Annotated in this window: 18 protein-coding genes and 1 pseudogene; 10 read left to right on the forward strand and 9 right to left on the reverse strand. The window is 41.6% G+C overall.

The features are described from left to right. Window position 1 precedes the first annotated feature (1 nt). From SNR28_RS06125 to SNR28_RS06140, 4 genes are all read right to left on the reverse strand, one after another. Window positions 2–244: a hypothetical protein gene (locus SNR28_RS06125; protein WP_375748328.1), complete on the reverse strand. Its 243-nt coding sequence runs from the start codon at window positions 242–244 to the stop codon at window positions 2–4. Window positions 245–283: 39 nt separating this feature from the next. After that, on the reverse strand, window positions 284–499 hold the full coding sequence (locus SNR28_RS06130; RefSeq protein ID WP_375748329.1) for a DUF3820 family protein: 216 nt from the start codon (window positions 497–499) through the stop codon (window positions 284–286). A 32-nt stretch (window positions 500–531) separates the two neighbouring features. Next, on the reverse strand, window positions 532–1,611 hold the full coding sequence (alr, locus tag SNR28_RS06135; RefSeq protein ID WP_375748330.1) for an alanine racemase: 1,080 nt from the start codon (window positions 1,609–1,611) through the stop codon (window positions 532–534). Between the two features lie 93 nt (window positions 1,612–1,704). Beyond that, window positions 1,705–3,069, reverse strand: a complete 1,365-nt coding sequence (locus SNR28_RS06140) for an alanine/glycine:cation symporter family protein (protein WP_375748331.1) — start codon at window positions 3,067–3,069, stop codon at window positions 1,705–1,707. A gap of 822 nt (window positions 3,070–3,891) precedes the next feature. Between SNR28_RS06140 and dgcN the strand changes: the two genes are divergently transcribed. The 4 genes from dgcN (at window position 3,892) to SNR28_RS06160 (ending at window position 8,498) form a co-directional block, all read left to right on the forward strand. Continuing rightward, window positions 3,892–4,896: an N-acetyltransferase DgcN gene (dgcN, locus tag SNR28_RS06145; protein WP_375748332.1), complete on the forward strand. Its 1,005-nt coding sequence runs from the start codon at window positions 3,892–3,894 to the stop codon at window positions 4,894–4,896. After that, window positions 4,896–5,870, forward strand: a complete 975-nt coding sequence (gene dgcA, locus SNR28_RS06150; RefSeq protein ID WP_375748333.1) for an N-acetyl-D-Glu racemase DgcA — start codon at window positions 4,896–4,898, stop codon at window positions 5,868–5,870. Before dgcN ends, dgcA begins: the two co-directional genes overlap by 1 nt. Before the next feature lie 20 nt (window positions 5,871–5,890). After that, on the forward strand, window positions 5,891–6,754 hold the full coding sequence (locus SNR28_RS06155; protein WP_375748334.1) for a D-amino-acid transaminase: 864 nt from the start codon (window positions 5,891–5,893) through the stop codon (window positions 6,752–6,754). A gap of 325 nt (window positions 6,755–7,079) precedes the next feature. Continuing rightward, window positions 7,080–8,498: an alanine/glycine:cation symporter family protein gene (locus tag SNR28_RS06160; RefSeq protein WP_375748335.1), complete on the forward strand. Its 1,419-nt coding sequence runs from the start codon at window positions 7,080–7,082 to the stop codon at window positions 8,496–8,498. 52 nt (window positions 8,499–8,550) lie between these two features. Here the strand turns inward: SNR28_RS06160 and SNR28_RS06165 are convergent, their stop codons facing one another. The 4 genes from SNR28_RS06165 to SNR28_RS06180 all read right to left on the reverse strand — a co-directional run bounded on the left by SNR28_RS06165 (window position 8,551) and on the right by SNR28_RS06180 (window position 13,223). Next, window positions 8,551–9,297, reverse strand: a complete 747-nt coding sequence (locus SNR28_RS06165) for a hypothetical protein (protein WP_375748336.1) — start codon at window positions 9,295–9,297, stop codon at window positions 8,551–8,553. Between the two features lie 206 nt (window positions 9,298–9,503). Beyond that, window positions 9,504–11,177 (reverse strand): SpoIIE family protein phosphatase, encoded by a 1,674-nt coding sequence (locus tag SNR28_RS06170; protein WP_375748337.1) that lies wholly within the window; start codon window positions 11,175–11,177, stop codon window positions 9,504–9,506. Between the two features lie 14 nt (window positions 11,178–11,191). Next, the gene (locus SNR28_RS06175; protein WP_375748338.1) at window positions 11,192–11,491 is read right to left on the reverse strand and encodes an STAS domain-containing protein; all 300 of its coding nucleotides are present in this window, start codon (window positions 11,489–11,491) and stop codon (window positions 11,192–11,194) included. 91 nt (window positions 11,492–11,582) lie between these two features. After that, window positions 11,583–13,223 carry a methyl-accepting chemotaxis protein gene (locus SNR28_RS06180; protein ID WP_375748339.1) on the reverse strand — a complete coding sequence of 547 codons (1,641 nt, stop codon included), beginning with the start codon at window positions 13,221–13,223 and terminating at the stop codon, window positions 11,583–11,585. Window positions 13,224–13,940: 717 nt separating this feature from the next. Between SNR28_RS06180 and SNR28_RS06185 the strand changes: the two genes are divergently transcribed. From SNR28_RS06185 to SNR28_RS06205, 5 genes and pseudogenes are all read left to right on the forward strand, one after another. After that, on the forward strand, window positions 13,941–14,915 hold the full coding sequence (locus SNR28_RS06185; RefSeq protein ID WP_375748340.1) for a hypothetical protein: 975 nt from the start codon (window positions 13,941–13,943) through the stop codon (window positions 14,913–14,915). Continuing rightward, window positions 14,905–16,293 (forward strand): diguanylate cyclase domain-containing protein, encoded by a 1,389-nt coding sequence (locus tag SNR28_RS06190; protein ID WP_375748341.1) that lies wholly within the window; start codon window positions 14,905–14,907, stop codon window positions 16,291–16,293. Before SNR28_RS06185 ends, SNR28_RS06190 begins: the two co-directional genes overlap by 11 nt. A gap of 41 nt (window positions 16,294–16,334) precedes the next feature. After that, window positions 16,335–17,470 (forward strand): IS3 family transposase gene (locus tag SNR28_RS06195; protein ID WP_375748130.1). Its coding sequence is split into 2 segments (ribosomal slippage): window positions 16,335–16,584 and window positions 16,584–17,470, totalling 1,137 coding nucleotides; the frame shifts between segments, so codons are not numbered across the junction. Next, entirely contained in the window at window positions 17,454–18,230 is a 777-nt protein-coding gene (locus SNR28_RS06200; RefSeq protein ID WP_375748342.1) for an EAL domain-containing protein, read from the forward strand. Before SNR28_RS06195 ends, SNR28_RS06200 begins: the two co-directional genes overlap by 17 nt. Before the next feature lie 64 nt (window positions 18,231–18,294). Beyond that, window positions 18,295–18,428, forward strand: a pseudogene (locus SNR28_RS06205) (IS481 family transposase); the annotation flags it as partial. A 96-nt stretch (window positions 18,429–18,524) separates the two neighbouring features. On the opposite strand, the gene SNR28_RS06210 reads toward SNR28_RS06205, so the two are convergent. Next, window positions 18,525–19,811: a diguanylate cyclase gene (locus SNR28_RS06210; protein WP_375748343.1), complete on the reverse strand. Its 1,287-nt coding sequence runs from the start codon at window positions 19,809–19,811 to the stop codon at window positions 18,525–18,527. 230 nt (window positions 19,812–20,041) lie between these two features. On the opposite strand from SNR28_RS06210, the gene SNR28_RS06215 reads away from it, so the two are divergent. Then, window positions 20,042–20,932, forward strand: coding sequence for a DMT family transporter (locus SNR28_RS06215; RefSeq protein ID WP_375748344.1), 891 nt, complete (start codon window positions 20,042–20,044; stop codon window positions 20,930–20,932). Window positions 20,933–21,036 lie beyond the last annotated feature (104 nt).

The raw sequence follows: 21,036 nt of genomic DNA on the forward strand, positions 1-21,036 counted from the left end.
ATTACTTGAGCTTATGACCTCTCTTTTTCGCAAACTTTTGAATAGCCTCGGCAAACGTTGTTGTTCTTCCTTTCGGCTGAACCTGTACTACCTTATATCCCATCTTTTCTAACGCGTGGCGTTCTGCCAACACGGCTTTGTCATCTTGCTGACTACCTTGGGCTGGTTGATGAATGTAACATCCTTCTAGTTCACCGTCTTCGATCAGTTGGTGGTGTCTTAGTAAATCGATATCAAAATGCATAGTAGATCTTTTAATTAAATAGAGTGTTTCAGTAGCAGGTTACATTCGCTTTAAGGGCTTAACCACGCTATCTAATCCTTCGATTTTTAGCGCTAAGCATAACTTGAGGAGATCCCCAAGCTCCCCATTAGGAAAGCCCTTCTTATCAAACCAAAGTAAATACTCTTCCGGAAGATCGATTAATACCCTACCTGCATACTTACCAAACGGCATTTGCATTCTGGCTAACTTAAGAAGGTTTTGTTTTTCTAGCATATCGGGACTCTCAAAAATCGATGCGTGCTAGCCTATACACCTTTGAACGTTTTCACCACCCTTTTTGTTAGCTTTATCGTCAGCTCATAAGGTATCGTCCCGATATGGGTGGCGACTTGTTCTATCGGAAGATGCTCTCCCCAAAACTCTACTCTGTCACCGACTGAGTCATAAGAATCGGCCCCTAAATCGACCGTGATCATATCCATTGAGACTCTACCCACAATTGGAACGACCCTTCCGTTCACCCATACAGGTGTTCCCACAGGAGCGAGCCTTGGATAACCATCCCCGTAACCCATCGCAATCACACCGATTTTTGTCGACTGATTTGCTCTCCAGGTTTCGCCATATCCCACGGGTTCTCCAGCCTGATGCTCCCGAATTGAAATAAGCTTGGAACGAAGCGTCATCACAGGTGTTAACTCATAGTCGCTGCCCGTAAATTCTTCACCAGGTGAAATACCATAGAGTGCAATGCCTGCCCGAACCTTATCAAAATGCGCAGAATCCCAATAGAGTATGCCAGCAGAGTTCGCGATAGATTTTTGGCCATTATACTGGCTCACGACGGATTTGAATTTTTCGACCTGTTCGCCAGTAACTGCAGAATGCCTATCATCAGCACAACTGAAATGACTGACAAAGTTTAGAGGTCCGCTGACATTACCACTATTAGTAATACGCTCAACAAAATCTGGGACCTCATTAGGCTGGACACCTAAACGATGCATTCCTGTGTCGATCTTGAGCCAAGTAGCAACCGGGATGTCGAGCTGCACCGCTTCATAATCTTCAAGTTGTGCTCTGTCATGAATTACAATCTGGAATCCTTTACTGGAAGCTACAACCAGATCTTCTCGACAAAAGCAGCCCTCCAATAGCAATATTGGAACTTCAACTCCGGCCTCTCGTAACTCTATGGCTTCTTCAATACGTGATACCGCTAATGTATCCGCCATATCCAACGCTTTGGCAACTTCAGTTGCACCATGTCCGTATGCGTCTCCTTTGATAACCGCGATAACAGACCCACACTTGCTCATACCCCTGAGCCTTATGTAATTATTCCGCGCAGCATCAAGATCAATCACAGCTTCTGCAGTGACCATACCAACTCCATTTGTATATCGTTCTTTTGTATATAGCTCTGTAGTGAAGAGGCTGCTCCTTATGCGGGATAAGGAGCAGCAATTAGAGATGAGTTACTTAGTAGCCGAAGCGCTGTCAGCTTTTTCAGAAGAGAAGTAGCTCTTTGTAAGAGAGAAGACAACTGGACTAAGCACCGCAAGCGCTATCAGGTTTGGAATCGCCATCATTGCGTTCAGCGTATCACCCAGTAGCCATACAAAGTTAAGCTCTGCCATCGCACCAACTGGCAGTGCTAACACAAAGATCAAACGGTATGGAAGTACTGCTTTAGCACCAAACAGATATTCTGCGCAGCGCTCACCATAAACAGACCAGCCAACAATTGTGGTAAACGCAAACACCGCAAGGCTGACTGCAACAAGATAACTACCCCAACCCGGTAAGATTTCACCAAATGCTGCTGATGTCAGAGCTGCACCCGATTCACCACCTGTCCATTCACCAGAAATGATGATAACCAAGCCTGTGATACTACAAATAACAAGCGTATCAAGGAAAGTACCCAACATTGCGATAAGGCCCTGACGAACAGGATCATCTGTCTGCGCACTCGCGTGAGCAATAGGAGCAGAACCAAGGCCAGCTTCGTTCGAGAACACACCACGAGCCACACCAAAGCGAATCGCCATCCAAACCGTCGCTCCGGCAAAACCGCCTTCTGCTGACGCTGGTGTAAACGCGTGTTCAAACACAAGAGCAATAGCGCCACCTAGCTCACCAAAATTCATCAGTAAGATAATCAAACCGCTGACAATGTATGCAATAGCCATAAATGGAACCATCGCACCTGCGAACTTACCTACACGTTTTAGACCACCAATGATAACTGCACCCGCCAGTACCATGATGATGATGCCTACAACCAAAGGAGAGAATGAAAAGTTAGATTCCAGCACCTGTGCAATTGAGTTTGACTGAACAGCGTTACCAATACCGAAGCTTGCTACTGCACCAAATAGTGCGAACAGACTACCAAGCCACGCCCATTTTTGTCCCATACCATTTTTGATGTAGTACATAGGTCCGCCAACGTACGCACCATTTTCATCTTTTTCACGATATTTAACCGCCAGTACCGCTTCACCAAACTTGGTTGCCATACCAACTAATGCAGTTAGCCACATCCAGAACAGCGCACCCGGTCCACCAATAAATACAGCTGTAGCTACACCTGCAATATTACCGGTACCTACCGTTGCAGACATCGCGGTCATCAAAGCCTGAAATGGAGGAATTTCACCTTCACCACCAGACGTTCGACCACTCCACATCAATTTAAACGCTCGACCAATGTTCAAGATAGGCATGAACTTAAGACCTACGGTAAGGTAGATGCCAACCCCAAGGATCAGAATCAGCATTGGGACACCCCATACGATTCCGTTTAACTGACCAATCAGGTCCGTTATCACTTCCATTTAGTATTCTCCATTTTTATAACTTTAAGATTTCTTTAGGCAAAACAGCCTTAATTGCATAAAACATCAGTCTCAGAGACGTTATGACTTGTGTTTGCAATTTACAGACCAATTCAATAACTCTCTCATAGTTTACGGTGAGAAAGAGAGCCAAGAATTGTAATGAATCAAATTTGCCCTAAGAGCGCAAGGAATAAAAGAAAAGCCCAAAAGCACTTACTCAGTACAATAATTCATCTTATATATCAAATACAACATTTAACACCATTTGTTAAACAAATGTTTTTCGGTGTTTTATAAGTTGTTAACTTGAAATTCAGACATCAATAACCACAGAATAAACAGCTAATATGAAGCAAACCACCCAGTTTCTTCTCGCCACTTTGGTGCAATAGTGCTCATTATTGGTGATACAATCACAATTAAACAGAATAATTATCCAGCGCAATTTTTGATTAGCCTCTTAGTTTTTAAGTTTATTCTTCATAAAAATACCGGTTATCAGCAAAGATTGATTCACTACTAACATGTGTATACACCAGAATTATATAAATCTTATTTAAATTTCGTTTTAGTGCTAAATTTCAAGACCGAATCATGTTTTAGAATTTTAAGTCATCTCAATCAAACAAACCGGAATTATGTAAAAACCACAAACAACCCATCACAATGAATAAAATAGGCCCAATCCCTTTAAATATAAAAGTCTATTAATTCTACAAAATCCAGAACACTCATTTTTTGTCACGAATTTTGCACTAGAGGAAATGGTCAATATAAAACTTTCCACTACACAACAGAGACAGAAAATGGAGTACGCAAATGGAACTTAAAAAACCTTATTTACTATTTTTAGGTGATGCCGCAGATCCTCTGGCAGCAAAAGTCGCTCAGGGAATCAAAACTTGGCACCCGGAATACTGCATAGGTCAATACCGACTACTCGAGTGCAATGCTGATTGTCAGCTAGAAGATATGTCGATATCCAAGGCTGTGGATGCAGGTGCAAAAACACTGGTGATTGGTGTTGCAAACCGTGGTGGCGTAATATCTGCCGAGTGGGTAAGCGTACTAGTTGAAGCCCTGGAAGCAGGTATGGACCTCGCTTCTGGACTGCACAACAAACTCAATGATATTCCGGAACTGGTAGAGTGTGCGAAAAAGAATGGCCGTCAGCTATTTGATGTTCGATACCCAACACAAGATTATCCAGTCGCTAATGGAAGGAAACGCTCAGGAAAACGTCTGCTGACCGTTGGAACTGACTGCTCTTGTGGAAAAATGTACACCTCTTTAGCATTGGAAAAAGAGATGAAGACACAAGGCATGAATGCAGATTTTCGTGCGACCGGACAAACAGGCATTCTGATTAGTGGAGAAGGTGTCAGTGTCGACTGTGTCGTTGCTGACTTCATTTCCGGTGCGATTGAAACAATTTCTCCAGATAACAGTGCAGATCATTGGGATGTCATTGAAGGCCAGGGGTCTCTCTTTCATCCATCATTTGCTGGTGTTACTACAGGTCTTATCCATGGAGCGCAAGCAGATGCCCTCATACTTTGCCATGAGCCAACACGTACTCATATGCGAGGTCTTCCTGATTACTCCGTACCTGAAATTCAGGCTTGTATGGACGCGAACCTTGCGGCTGCTAAGCTTACAAACCCGAATGTTCGTTTTGCCGGAATTTCGGTTAACACATCTCTAATGGAAGAGTCTGAGGCCTTAACATTTATGGATAAGCTCGAAAGTGAGTTTGGCATTCCTGCAGTTGATCCGTTCCGTCAGGGTGTTAGTCGAATAGTAGAAAAACTGGCGGAGATGTAATGAAAATTACGCTATCAACAAAAAGTTGGCCTATTCGAGGCAGCTTCACTATCTCGCGCGGTAGTAAAACTCAGGTTGACGTGGTCCTTGTTGAGTTGGAAAAAGATGGATTCATCGGCAGAGGTGAATGTGTTCCCTACAGTCGCTACAACGAGTCAATTGAGAGTGTTCTGGGTCAACTACAAGAAATCATGCCTAGCATCAAGGCTGATATCAGTCGTCAGGATATACAACAGCTTCTGCCTTCTGGTGCGGCCCGAAATGCACTCGATTGTGCGTACTGGGATCTGGAGTGTAAACGCAATGCCCTTTCAGTTTGGGATAAAGTAGGTGTTACACCTTCTAACCTAATTACCGCTTTTACTCTCTCACTGGACACGCCAGAGAATATGGAAAGTGCCGCCAGAGAGAATGCCCACAGACCATTACTCAAACTAAAGCTGGGTGGCGCCGAGGATTTAGCACGGGTTCAGGCCGTGAGAAAAGGTGCACCGGATGCCGATATTATTCTGGACGCCAATGAAGCATGGGATGTCGAACTGTACAAAACACTGGTTCCTGAACTTCAGAAACTCGGGGTTTCGATGATTGAGCAGCCCTTTCCTGCTGAAAAAGATGAAGTTCTTGAAAAACTTCCGCGTCCGATTCCAATTTGTGCCGACGAATCCTGTCATGATAGAGCCAGCCTGCCAAAAATTATTGGTCGATATGAGATGATCAATATAAAGACAGACAAAACTGGTGGACTAACTGAGGCACTGGCGTTAAAAAAAGAAGCAGAAACTGCAGGTTTGCAAATCATGGTTGGGTGTATGCTCGCCTCTTCTTTGAGCATGGCACCCGCTTTTGTTGTCGCACAAGGTGCTGAAGTTGTAGACCTCGACGGACCTTTACTACTAAGTCAGGATATCGACAACGGATTCAGTTTCGAAAACAACCACATGCTGCCATTTACCAACGCGCTCTGGGGCTAGAGTTAATTAGGATAAATATTATGGAACGTATTGTTTATGTAAACGGGGAGTTTCTCCCTGAGTCAAAAGCAACTATCTCAATTTTCGATCGTGGTTTTCTGTTCGCAGATGCTATCTACGAAGTGACCGCAGTCGTTGATGGAAAGCTTCTCGACAACGAAGGCCACATAGCGCGCCTGGAAAGGTCGTGTAAGGAACTGGATCTAATTAACCCTTTTACACCAGAGTCTCTGACGGAACTGCAGATAGAATTGGCAAAGCGCAATAATCTGGTTGAGGGTGGTATCTATCTTCAACTTACCCGTGGTAATGCTGGTGATCGTGACTTCGCTTATCCGGAAGATACACCACCGACGGTGGTTATGTTCACGCAGTCTCGTGCGGTTGTCGATACACCAAAAGCAATCGAGGGCATCAAAGTCATCTCAATGCCTGATATTCGCTGGCACCGTAGAGATATAAAAACAACTCAGCTACTCTCTGCTTGTATGGGCAAGCAAGCAGCGTTAAATGCAGGCGCTTCTGACGTATGGCTGATTGAAAACGGCTTCGTCACCGAAGGCGGTTCTAACAATGCTTATATTGTGACTAAAGAAGGCAAAATCGTCACTCGCCCTCTGAGCAACGATATTCTGCATGGCATCACCCGAGCATCACTGCTGAAAGTCGCAGCTGAAACAGGAATAGAGATAGAAGAACGGTTGTTTACTATTGAAGAAGCCTATGGCGCAGAAGAAGCCTTTATCAGTTCCGCTTCCACATTTGTTTGGCCTGTTGTTCAAATTGATGATCAAACTATTGGGGCAGGAGAACCCGGCCCAGTCGCGAAGAAGCTAAGAGAAATCTATTTAGAAATCGCCAAATCAACGGGGATTACCATATAACATATAGACAAAACTGACTAAAAATGCTGTTTATTGTTACCAATGCAGCATTTTTTGTTAATCAATCTTTGCTATTAACAATTTGATTTATAAAGAAATACCTCTTCATATTTTCTCTGCATCTCTCAGATTCTCATTGTCAAGATGTTCGCAGGCCATTCTTTCCAGTATAATCTTTCGCTTGCGCTGAGATAAATGGCTAATTTTTATACAGTTCGAGATGTATCACGACAGATAATTCGCCATAAGTAGTAACAATATATCAACATATACTACCGAATAACTATTCTCAGGGCAGACATTTAAAATAATTCAAGGAGTCCAAATGGAATTTTTAGAATCCTTTTTTGGGATAATTGGTGATCTTACCTGGGGTTGGGCACTTATCCCATTCCTAGTGATCTTTGGTCTGTTCTTTACAATCGTAACGGATTTTGTTCAGTTCAGATTCTTCAAACGCATGTTCCGCGTCCTACTAACGAAAAACCAGACTGCTGGCGAAAAATCTATCTCTGGCCGAGAAGCACTTTTACTATCCGTTGGTGGCCGTGTAGGTGGTGGTAACATCGCTGGTGTTGCAGTTGCAATCACATTAGGTGGTCCTGGCGCTGTATTCTGGATGTGGGCAATCGCTCTTGTTGGTATGGCAACAAGTTTAGTTGAATGTTCTCTGGCGCAGCTATATAAGCGTAAAGAAGGCAGCGACTTCCGTGGTGGTGCAGCTCAGACTATCGTTTATGGTCTAGGTAAAGATTACCGCTGGCTGGCTTATGTTTATGCTGTGTGTCTGATTGCTTCTTTCGCAATCGGCTTCAACGCTTTCCAGGGTAACACAGTTGCTGGTGCTGCGGCAGATAGCCTTGGCATTGACCGTATGTACACAGGTGTATTCCTGGCGGGTGTTGTTGGATTCATCATCTATGGTGGTATCCACCGTATCGCTAAAGCAGCTGACGTAATTGTTCCGATCATGGCTGTAGCGTACATGGCGATTGCAGTTATCATCATCCTGATGAACATCACTGAACTTCCAGCAGTCATCTCTTCAATCGTAAGCAACGCATTCGGTCTTGAAGAAGCTGTCGGCGGTGGTATGGGTGCTGCGCTTGCGCAAGGTCTGCGCCGTGGTCTGTTCTCTAACGAAGCTGGTCTTGGTTCTGCGCCAAACGTTGCTGCAACAGCGGACGTAACTCACCCAATCAGCCAGGGCATCACACAGTCTCTGTCTGTATTTATCGATACAATCATCGTGTGTAGCTGTACAGCATTTGTTATCCTTCTAGGTGACGTATATGTACCAGGTGCAGATATCGATGGTGTTGTACTAACTCAGCAGTCTCTTGTTTCTCACCTTGGTGAGTGGGCGAAGTACTACCTGACATTTGCTATCCTGCTATTCTCTTTCAGCTCAGTAATCTACAACTACTACCTGGGTGAGAACGCATTGGCATTTATGTCTAAGAGCAAAACAGCTCTACACGTACTGCGCGTAGCTGTAATCCTGATCGTATTCACTGGTGCAGTAGCTCCAGCAGCGACTTCAGTATTCTTCTTCTCAGATCCAATGATGGGTATTCTGGCGGTAGTGAACTTGCTAGCACTAATCATGCTATTCCCAACTGCAATGCGAATCCTGAAAGATTACCGCGAGCAGTTGAAAGCAGGTAACGAGCACCCTGAGTTCGATTCTTCTAAGTTTGAAGACCTAGATATCGACCAAACAGCATGGCCTAAGAAAAGCTAATTTGCTTACTAAATCATGATGTTGATAAAGCCCCATGTATGGGGCTTTTTTATTAATCAAGTGATATTATTCTTCGATTAAACATGTAGATAATCAGTATCAAACACACTCCAAACAGTCCCAAACTTGAAGGTTCCGGTATAGTAGTAACATTTGTCGATGCTAGAGAGGTTATTGTCGTTCCTGTAGGATTTTGAATTTCTCTTATTATCGTATGGTTATCAGTTTCAAAATTCGAACCATAAAACATGATGGACTCTATTTTAAAATCATCAGACAACGCAAAGAGGTTAATAAAGCCGTATGGTTGTCCTGGGTTTTGTCCTTTGAAACGATCAGTAGGATTTCCTTTATATGGCGCTAAGTTGCCTAAAGAATCAAATATAGTACTTGTTGTAAAATCAAACTCTTCAGACAAGGTATTTACCTTTAATCGATTTCCATGGTCACCTGCACTCCACCAGAAACCGAAGTATCCAGCTGGTTCCAATAGCTCTAATGTGATTGAAGATCTGTGTTTGGGGCTCACGAACATATAGTTCCCATAACCACCAGCACCTCCCCAAAGGCGGGCTGAATAGATTTTTGGCTTTCCTTCTACATAATAAGTACCGAAGTTAGCACTTTGATTAGAAGAAATAACACCTTTAGACCAATCGTCAAAATTTTCTATAACTTTATCCCCTTCGACAAGTGAGCTTTGCACACCAGGGGCTTCAATTGTAAAAATCAACCCCGCATGAGCTGGGCCTGCTACTAGTAAAAGGATTAAAAGTAAAGCTTGATATAGATGATACATAACGCTGCCCTACAAACAGTATTAGTTGAACTGTATAAGCAGGCAAGGTGTATACCATAGACGCCACACCATCTATTTCATTGATTTATATAACAATAAATTTAGGTTTATGTAGCATATGTATTCTAAACCAGTTTTTATTCAATATGATTCTTATTCTGAGAACTGAGTTGATACCAATACCATTGGCGCGTCGTTTTAATCGATCACTGAAAATCATTGTAGCGATACAAAACACGGACACAGCGGCCTTCTTTTAAGTACTGTACAAAGTCACATAAACTATTAACAATGGATAACCCTCTGCCGTACTCGTCATGTTCGTTAAACTCTTTTAACATGGCATTGCTATCAAATCCTTTTCCGTTGTGTTCGATTTCGATACTCACTTCTTGCGCAAGAGGGTTTACACCAATCATCAAGGTAACCCACTTATCTTCATCGAGTTTATCTAACTTGTCTCGTTGTTGTTGGTAGTAGAGAGAAAAGCCATCAACCTCGTCTTTCACATCAGAGAACAGCTCAAGTAATCCATGATCTACAGCATTAGAAAGAAGTTCTGAAAGAATCGTACAAACTAAATCAAGGTGCTCTCCGAATATGACCCCTTTAAGCGCCAGCCTTAATTCACTTAACACCGTTAACTCCTGCAGCGCGTAGGTATTGAGCCTAATAAAGAACTCGCAGGGTAATCTACTAACTAATGTTGTGGGTTGTTGAAGGCATGTCTTTCTATTAGTTACCGGAAAATCTACGATCAAGATTGATAAGTCATCGTTTACCAGTTTTTTTGAGTAGTTTCTTACCGATTCATATACGCTGGGAATGGTAACTGGATGATTAAGCAGTAAGCTTTTCAACCTATCTTCACCATATAGTTGACCAGCATCATTCTTTGCTTCAATAACTCCATCCGTGTAACAAAACAACTTCTGCTGAGGAACAACCTTTAGGAAGTCGATATTTACCTCAAACTCAGAATCGGCTAAAACACCCAGAGGCATATGTTTTGAAGAGATTGTATGTGCTATCGAACCATCAGGATTTAGCAGGTACGTATCTGGCAAGCCTCCTGCCCAGCAAGCGACTTCTACTCCATTCGACTTAACTTCGTAAACATTAGCAGCAAGCATCATTCCCACAGGTAAAAAACGAGCCATAACAGAGTTGAGCTCTGTAACAATTTCACTAATCGGCAACCCTTTTTGCGCCATGCTAAAAAAAGCTCTGGCAGCCGGGAGGGTTGAAATTGCAGCAGGAAGACCATGACCTGTCGCATCCGCCACCATTATATAGGCTCCACCAAATGGCCTTTGAGCTGCAATAATTAGGTCACCGTTAAACAACGTTTTTGAAGTAGAGAAATAGTCAATCCCGGATAAGCCGTTCAGATGGGTAGTCATTTCTTTTTTCAAATTATCGAAAATAGATTCTGCTACAGAATGCTCATACTCGATGTGTCTACGATATCTCTTTAACTCATCCCTCTGTTCTTTAACTTCACTATGCATTCGCGCAACTCTGCAATGCGCTTGAACTTTAGCGCGAATGACACTTCCATCTACTGGCTTAAGTATGAAATCATCCCCTAACGAAAGACACTGCTCAAAAGACGTATCATCATCCAAAGCAGTCAAAAAAATGATTGGAATGTGATTTTGTGGGAAAAGCTTTCTAACCTCTTTTGCAGCACTAAAACCGTTTTTTACTGGCATCATCACGTCTAACAAAATAGCATCTGGTAGATTGGCTAATCTAGGCAGTGTATCAACCAGTTCCTGACCATCGGATAGCGCTGTTACTTCGTCTACAACATCGCTAAGGAGTAATCGACATAACTCTCTATTACTCGCATGATCATCAACAACGATTACATGCATATCCATCTACCACGCTAGTCAATAATGAATTTTTTGTCGAATCTTGATATCAACAAGATTTTTTTTACCTGAGGCAACGCATTGGTTATCCTGATCTCAAGGTTTTTCTTATCTAGGTAGCTTTGCATGTTTAAAAGCATGCCAAGCCCAGCACTATCTATATAGTCCACTTTTCTCATATCAACGGTAAAGTCACATTCTAAGTGATCAGCATAACTTGCTCGAAAATCGTTAACTAAGTTAAAACCAAATGCCCCTTCTACTTTTATCAACACATTTTTCGTTTTGTTGTCTAACTCTATCTCTATGGCCATTACATAACCTCAATTAAATCATGAACAAACCATCAATTTCGCCTAAGGCCTTATTGAACTCTGTAAAGTACCGAAAGTAAAAAGTCCGAAATCACGCTCCTTTACTAGACAAGGAAAACTCATCTAAGGTAGCTGAAATTCCTTTCGCCATCTCATTCATGTCAACAGCTATCTTCGAACTACTGGTGATTTTATCGTTAGTACTTTCTAACAACTTGGTGAGGTAATCTTGTGCAGTCTTCAGTTCATCAATACTTCTAGATTGGTCATCAATTAGAGATGCAATCTCATTTTGCTGAGCGACTGTATGCTGGATAGAAGTAGATATTAATTTAATGTTTTGCTCAGTATTGTGGCTGCATTGTTTACTATTCAATACTTCTGCTTGAAGATTATCCACCGATTCGACAGACACACTCACACGCTCAGTGAGTTGATTTAATAACGTGCTTATCTCAATAGTAGAATCATTTGTTTTTTGAGCAAGGACCCTTACTTCATCAGCGACGACTGCAAACCCTCTCCCCTGCTCACCAGCCCTAGCAGCCTCAATGGCTGCATTTAACGCCAATAGGTTGGTTTGTTCGGCAATAGTTTGTATAACATCAATGATGTTATACACCTGATCAGCTACAACCCTTAACTCTTGGATATTTTCGGAAACATTTTGAGACTCTACCGTAGCTAGTTCAACGGCATTCATATTCTCGTTAACGGATTTCAGCCCTTTATTCGCATTGACCTGACTTTCATTAGCTGAACTTAATGTTAGCCTAACCGTTCCTGACACCTTCTCAAACGAGGAAATAAGTTCATCGGATATGTGTGAAATTTGCTCATATTTACTCTTCTCATCTTGATAACTGCTATTCACCTCTTGAGCCAGAACCTCTACTCTTGACGAGAGCTTGGTGATATGTGTTGCGCTGGTTTTCAACCCTTTGACAACTGAAGATAACGCATGCCGCATTGACTGGATATTCTTGGCAAGCACTCCTAATTCACTTTTGTTAATAAGCCGAACTATATCTTCCCTGTCTTCTAAGTCACCTTGACTCGTAGCAAGACTAACCTCAACCATGTTATCTATCGGTTTGGTGATTGTTCTTCCAACCATTGTAATAGCAAAAATTGAGACCAAAACACCGACTAGAGAAATCAGAATAATATCTTGCTTTAAGGCTTGGACATTTTGCTCAGCATGTTCATTATACAAAAGCACTGCTTCATGCATTAAGACTAGTGCTTCTTGATTGGCGAGCATATAGTTGTCTACTTGCTCTTCTGTTGGAACGGTTTGCGAGTTGATCAATGCCATTGCCATCGATTTCTGTTGCAACCATAATTTACTTACTTCTTCAAGTTTGCGAACAAAATCATTCACCCCGTTTTCTGGAAGAAAAAGTTCGTTTGCCATAGATAAATCGGCAAAGGTTTTTCCTCCACGTTGAAGCGCATTCAGAGACAGCTCATAGAGTGTTGCTGTATGGTTGTAGTCCAATATGTTATGTACCGAGCGATGACCTTCATAAACCGATAACATTACCTCACTAGCAAATTTCTTTGTGAGCATCCGTTGACGACCAGCCATGTTAACAATTGTGCTATCAACCCGGTTTCTATCTAATGTAACAATAATGTCAGCTGCAATTACGATTGTTGCGATCACAAAGACTAAAACGACAACGCCTAATCGCCTTGCTACAGAAAGCCGAGAAATAATATTTATCATTGCCTAACCTTTACTAAAGCCTACTTATATTACTCAACTAAGCGCTTAACGTTTCTAAGACTTAATTTAAGCTTAAGGTCACAAATTAACTTGTTACTTCCACCGCTTTATGCCGTAATTTAGTTTATATATTGAAATAACAAGCAGTGACACAAACCCCTATAACTACCGAAATTAAGTTTATTCATACAAGTTCAAATTTAGCAAACAAATTTTATAATAAATAAATTAATAATAAATACCGTGCTATATTTAAACCAGAAGATAGTTCGACACTAAACCCTTAATAATCAACAAATTAAATGGGTTAAATAACAAACATATAAATAAATCATTTAGCCTAAATTCTAATTAAGTAAACCTGTAGATTCCTACAGGTTTACTACAAACAATTAAATCCAATGCTGGATTCTAGACTGAAATCATGAAGAATTTATTAGAATCTTAATTAATCAGTTAAAAAACAAGAAAGCCATCGTAATAATAAGATTGTTTTTCAAGAGGTTATTGACAACTATTCACTTTCAATAAATATTGTAATGAAACTTTTAAAATATACGCATATACTAATTTTTAGAAGATATCATAACTGATCTGTGGATTAGCACTAAATTGAGAATGACTCGAGTTAGTCGATCGGCTAGGCAACCTCCTATATTTATACGAACACAGTACATAACTGAGAGCATCACAGTTATTCTGGGAGGGATTAACATAATGAAGAAACATATCCTGTTTATATGCATACTCGCGATAAGCGCATGCAGTGATGATTCCTCTTCAGTTTTTTCTGAATCCGGAATCACCGTAGCGCTAGCGACTCAACCCAGTTCGGCCTTGGTGGTTTTTGCCATTGAAACTGGCGTGTTCGAGAATCATGGCATAATGATTAATCCTCTAGAGTTTGATAGTGAAGAGCTAGCGATAAGTGCTACTACAAAGAAAGAAATAGACCCTGATATCATTTTCGCTTCAGATATCACATTCTTGGCTAATCAACACAAGCTAGATAACCACAGAATTGTCTCGACCGTATTTGAGTCAGACAATGCAAATGCTCTGGTAAGTACCGAACCATTTGATATTTTCCCTTATTTAGAAACCAAAACACTTTGTACTCAACAACAGTCTGCCCTTCATTTTTTTGGAAAAATACTTGTGGATCGTCAGTTAGTTGGTGCAAACAAAATTAGTTTTTTTAATATCACTGAACTGAACAATAAGCTCATGACCGGTGATTGTGACATCGTTACGACAAGAGAACCTTATCTATCCGATTTGAAAAATCAAACAGGTGATAATTTATATGTTAAGTCCTTTCCAGGTACCTATCTCCAATATGAGCTAATGCTAGCTCATAATCGAGTTAGTGATAAAAAACTGGAACTCATACTCTTGGCGTTATTAGACGCTGAGCATCAACTTTATGATTCAAGAGATCAACTGGTGGAAGAGTGTTTGAAGACCCCAGGAACACTATGCAACTTGCTGGACCACAACATCATTCAAGATAGCATTGTCGAAGTATCATTGTATCAAACAGTTATCCCAAACCTAAAAAGGGAGTTTAGTTGGCTGAAACAACAATCTAAAGACGTCTCTGAATCTCAGAATATAGATGTATTAATTCGAACAGTACCACTGAACAACGTATCTCCACACAGAATGACGGTGGTAAACCATGAAGATTAGTATCTCTCGAATATTACTCTACTTATTTCTAGGCTTTTTTGTCTCTAGTTTGTGCGTACTATTTATTATTGAGAAACAACGCAAAATCAACCAACGAGCTTTATCACTCAACGAACACTCCGCTGCACTTAGAAGCACGGCTATTAATTTGAACTTAATTATCGCGGAATTTGATACAAGCAAAGACGAAATTCCCCACTTTAAATGGAACAAAAGCATCAACTCAGTGAGCAGTTTGTACAATCAGCTATTAAAAATCGCCGACAAAGAGAGGTTCCTTAACTCTCATCGGTTCGAGTTAGATATTCGTAGAATAAATCAACAGTTTGAACATTTTAAGACTTCAAAAAGCTCTGTAGATAGATATTGGACGACTATCAACTTAATTACTTACACCCAAAACTTCGTTACTCACCTTGATCATATTATAAATGAACTTCAAGTAGAGTCCCGGAATGAGCTGAGTACACTACACAACGCTTATTACTTACTATTGGGACCTATCTTCTTAATAAACTTGGGTATGTTAAGTGTTCTATATCAAAGCGTAGTCACTCCTTTGACTTCAATTGTCGTACAGTTGAAAGCTTTTAACTCAGGCAGAACAGATCAAACAATTGACAAGCCAAAAATTGATGAATGGAACTTATTAGCTGAAGAGATAGAGCAACTAAACTACAAACTACATCAAACAATGGTGAGTAAAAAAGATCTACTGAGCGAAGTACGCTTGAGACAAGAAGCTGAAAACAAGGCATTACAGTTAGCTCAAATAGATGAGCTTACAGAGTTACCAAACAGGCGCCACTTCCAACAACTCTTGAAAGAGAAAATGCGAGGTGAAAACAATGGTTTCTATCTCATATTCTTAGACCTAGATAGTTTTAAAGATGTTAATGATACGCTAGGACACTCTATAGGAGATGAAGTTCTTACCAGTATATCTAGGGCTCTTGTAGAAACTCTGTGCACTAGGAACTCGATAAGTCGAATCGGTGGAGACGAGTTTGCGATAGTCATAGATGTTTCTAGTGATGAAGAGGCATTTGAGTTTGCAAACCGAATGCGCGCCCTTATTTCTGAGCCACTAAATATAGGGGGCGCACAACTAAGAATTGAATGTTCAATTGGCATTGCCAAGTATCCAGAACATGGCAGAGACATAAAAGAACTGCTCGCCAGTGCGGATAGCGCTATGTATTACGCTAAACGAAATCCAGCGCTAACTTCCCACGTAAAGCTTTTCAACCAAGTTTTGAGAGAGATAAGCCATGATCGATTTCATTTATCTCATGCAATTAAAAAAGCAATTGTTGAAGAACAGTTCGATGTATGGTTTCAACCACAGATAAAAGTTGAATCGACCAGCCTCCTGTAGCCACTAATTTGAATTACAATTAGTAGTCCACAGGAGGGCAAATGAATAAGCAGTTTACCGAAGAATTTAAAATCCAAGCCGTAAAACAAGTCACCGAACAAGGCTACACGGTAGCAAGTGTGTCAGAACGCCTTGGAGTCTCCACCAATAGTCTCTACAACTGGATGAAGAAGTACGGGTCAGACAGCAAGCACTACCAGCAAGCAAATGAGCAAGAAGCGAAAATACGAGAGCTGGAAAAAGAGCTGAAACGAGTGACACAGGAACGTGACATCCTAAAGGAAGCAACTGTATTTTTCGCCAGCGAGTCAAAGAAAAATACGCGTTTATAAAATCCCGACTCAACAAATATCCCGTACGTTTAATGTGTCAGGTCTTGAATATTCAACGCAGTGGTTTCTACGCATGGATAAGGAAGCCAAAATCTGCCAGAGCTATTGAGGACGAGCGCTTACTGGGCTTGATTAAGCACTCTTGGCTTGAAAGTGGTTGTGTCTATGGTTACCGCAAGGTTCAAAGTGATCTACGGGATTTAGGGGAGACATGCAGCAGGCACCGAGTCGCCCGCCTGATGCGACAAGAGGGACTGAAAGCTCAAGTTGGATATAAGAAGCGTCGTGGCATGTATAGTGGTCAGCCAGCACTTATTGCTGAAAACATATTAGACCGTGAATTCTCGCCATCTGAGCCGAATCAATCTTGGGTAACAGACATCACTTATATCAGAACACACGAAGGTTGGTTGTATCTAGCAGTCGTGCTCGACCTTTATTCGAGAGCGGTGGTCGGTTGGTCAATGAGTTCAAGGATGGAATCAGAGTTGGTAACACAAGCGCTTCTCGCTGCGGTATGGCGTCGAAAGCCTAAAAGTACAGTGCTAATCCATTCTGATCAGGGAAGTCAGTTCACGGGCTATGAATGGCAGGCGTTCTTAAAAGAGCATAACCTGATACCTAGTATGAGTCGCAGGGGAAACTGTCATGACAACGCAGTAGCAGAAAGCTTCTTCCAGCTTCTAAAACGTGAACGGATTAAGAAAAAGATCTACCAAACAAGAGAAAAAGCACGTTCAGATATTTTCGATTACATTGAGATGTTTTATAACTCTAAACGTAAGCACAGCCACGCTGAGAATATGCCTCCACTGGTGTATGAAAAGCTTGGAATTTACAACTAGTCGCTGGTATACAGGAGGCTGGTCGATTCAAGTATCAACACGAGAAACCCATGGTTTCGAAGCTTTATTACGATGGAAAGCACCGGATGGGAAATATGTATCTCCTGACAAGTTTATCCCTCTCCTAGAAGAATCTGGCGATATTGTACATGTTGGGAAATTGGTACTTAAAAGATCCATAGAGCTTTATAAACACCTTTCAATTATTGGGTATTACAACTACAAAGTTTCGATCAATGTCTCCGCAATTCAGTTAGAAAGGCCTGATTTTGTTGAATATATCTGTGATCAAGTTATTGGCTCAGGTTTGTCCCCGGAGCACTTCCCAATAGAGCTCACTGAGACAGCTATCATTAGGAATGAAGCAACGATTATCGAGCATCTTAGATTGCTTCAAGCAGAAGGGTTTCAGATCCAGCTCGATGATTTTGGAACAGGAAACGCATCACTCAATACGATTAAGAATTTACCTCTAAACGCTTTAAAAATTGATAAAAGCTTTACACAAAAAGCAGACGAAAACACTCCCGAACTGTCGATAATAGAAGCCATGGTATCAATGTCTGATTCGTTAAACTTCGATGTAGTTATTGAAGGCATAGAAACGGAGGAGCAACATCAGTTAGCTATTAAATATGATATCCAGTTAGCTCAAGGCTACTACTACGCCAAACCTATGGCCTATGATCGGTTGATAGCGTGGTTAAAACAAACGGAGAATAACTCTACTGAGAAAAGCCAACGTATACATTTGTTATAGCTGAGTTTAATTTACCAACCGTCAAGTTCCGAAAATAGGGGGAAAGATCAGAAGAGTTACAGAAAATCTGGACGAATGGATGGACTACTACAACAATCATCGTACTCATCCAGGAAAATGTGCTGCGGCAGAACGCCGATAGAAACATTTGAAGATGGAAAAAGTATCTGGGTTGAGAAGAGTCTAGCCCAGATTTAATCTGACAGGCACCGAGTCGAAAAGTGGGTAACTGTCCGTTAAGGTCTAAATAGTACAGGTTATGTGAATCAAAAAAGCTCCTTCGGAAGCTTTTTATTAAGAGTGAGCTTGCCAGTTGTTCCGCCCAGACTCTTTTACCTTATAAAGAGCAATATCAGCGTCTGCTATGAGTTGGTCAATAGTGCTTGAAGGCTTTGATAGAACCGCACCTATGCTAATGGTTGGAGAGATAATATTTCCATTAGGGGCAGTGAAAGATAACCCTCTTACAGCTTGTAAGAAACGTTCTGCGGAAGCAGCCATTCCCATTTCATCAACATCGTTGATGACGACAATGTATTCATCTCCCCCTAACCTTCCCATTGCATCACTTTCACGAAGTTGTTTCTTACACTCACCTACAACAGCGATCATGCACTCATCCCCAAATGCATGACCATAGGTATCATTTACCTGCTTAAAGCGGTCAATATCAATTAAAAGAATCGCCAACCTAGCTTCTCTACGAGACGTTCGTGCTAGCTCTTTCTCAGCGTAATCAAGTAGAAAGCCTCGGGTAAGAACACCTGTCAAATTATCGATACGAGCTAGGTCCCGAAACTCATTCTTGAGGAGGATAACCTCTGTGATATCTGTTGAAATACCGATTAAACCATCAACATCTCCATCCTTGAATATCGGCATTTTTATGGACCAGTAATAGGAAACTTCCCCATCAGGTCTTCTAAAAACTTCTTCACCTGATACTTTTTTTCCTGTTTTTATCACTGCATTATCCAGTTCGGCAAACCTTTCGGCGGCTTCAGGCAACAACTCTTCTTCAAGTTGTCCAACAATATCTTCTACAGGGCGCTTATATAAGTTAGCAACTTTTTCGTTAACGTAGCGATAACGACGCTTTCGATCTTTCATATAAACGAAGGCATCCATATTCTCCAGAACTAAGCTAAGAAGGTTCTTTTGCTCAGCCAACTCGCTTTCTAATCGACGACGTTCAGTGATATCAGTAGAAATTCCGCACAAGCCAGTAATTACACCATCTGAGTTACGAATTGGGATTTTCACTGACCAGTAAAAACGCTCTTCACCTGTTTCTGCTATGATATTTCGTTCTTCGTTTTCAACTCTCTCCCCATTTTGCATCACTCTTAAGTCATTTTGGCGGAGTTCATCCGATATATCTAAATCAAAAAACTTCTCATCAGTACAGCCAATCACTCTTTCCAGTCGCTGGCCAAAAAGCTCACAGACCATATCATTGGCATAGGTATAGCGGCCCTCTATATCTTTCGTGAAAACATAGGCTCCTGCGTGATCCAAGGTAAACTTCAATCGATGAACCTCTTCACTCAGACGAGCCAACCCGTTTTCCTCTTCGCTCATACTTCCTCCACGGTCAATACATTTTGATGCTCCCTATACACAAATCATTGAAGGGAACTTCTTATATATTCATAAGTTAAAGCTTAGATGTTCACCTATAGAGTGTCCACATAACCAGCGATGAACATAAATGTGCTCAACTTGATTCAAAAGTCACTCTCCTATTGCATCAGAGAATAAATAAAGACAAACTATCGCCCTCGCCTATCGAACAGTATTCAGGGAATAAAATGCCGTTTATCAGTATGATTCAGTTGATCGCACTCGCTGCTATTTGGGGTAGTTCTTTCCTATTTATGCGATTGACGGCTACGGCACTTGGACCTGCTGTTCTCATTGAAGCAAGAGTGTTACTTGCCGCTATTTTTTTGCTCGCGGTATCTCTTTACCTAAAACGAAAGCTTCCTCTTCTTCAGTATAAAAAGCATTTCTTTATCATCGGGCTATTCAATTCTGCGCTGCCATTTTTGTTATTTGCTTATGCCGCGCAGACACTCAACGCTTCGACTCTTTCGATCCTAAACTCAACAGCAGCAATTTGGGGAGCCGCAATCAGCGTTGTGTGGACAAAAGAAGCGCTGTCTAAAACTGCGACTCTTGGATTGGTTATTGGTGTTGTTGGTGTTGCTGTGTTAGTTGGATGGGACGCGGTAAGAATTGGTGAAAATGCCCTTTTTCCAATTGTTGCAGGGATCTTGGCAGCCGCTTGTTATGGTATCGCCAGTAACTACGCCAGAACTGCTCCTAGTATTTCATCGTTTGATAATGCCCATGGCAACATGTGGGCAGCAGCGCTATTGGTTCTGCCACTCACTCTATTTATGCCCGCTCGCGAGACACCCACTCCCGACATGTTACTCTCGGTAGCCTTTCTTGGTGTCGTGTGTACTGGTGTGGCCTACCTGCTCTACTTCAAGCTCATAACTGATGTTGGCCCTGCGTCCGCCCTTTCTGTCACTTTCCTGATTCCAGTGTTCGGAATTTTGTGGGGATTCCTGATCCTTGACGAACATGTTGGCTGGAATACACTCATTGGAACCGTGCTTGTATTATCAGGAACAATGATGGTAACAGGGTTTTCATTACGCGCATTAATACGCTCCAGAGCTAAAACCCTATAATTTGTGGGGGACTGCACATCAAAATTCCCCCTGACATTTCCATGACTCAATACTGATTGCGATTTTATAGAATTCCATTCCTACCTCCTCTATGTCAGCAGGAG

This window comes from Vibrio iocasae, assembly GCF_042245395.1.
GTDB lineage: Bacteria > Pseudomonadota > Gammaproteobacteria > Enterobacterales > Vibrionaceae > Vibrio > Vibrio iocasae.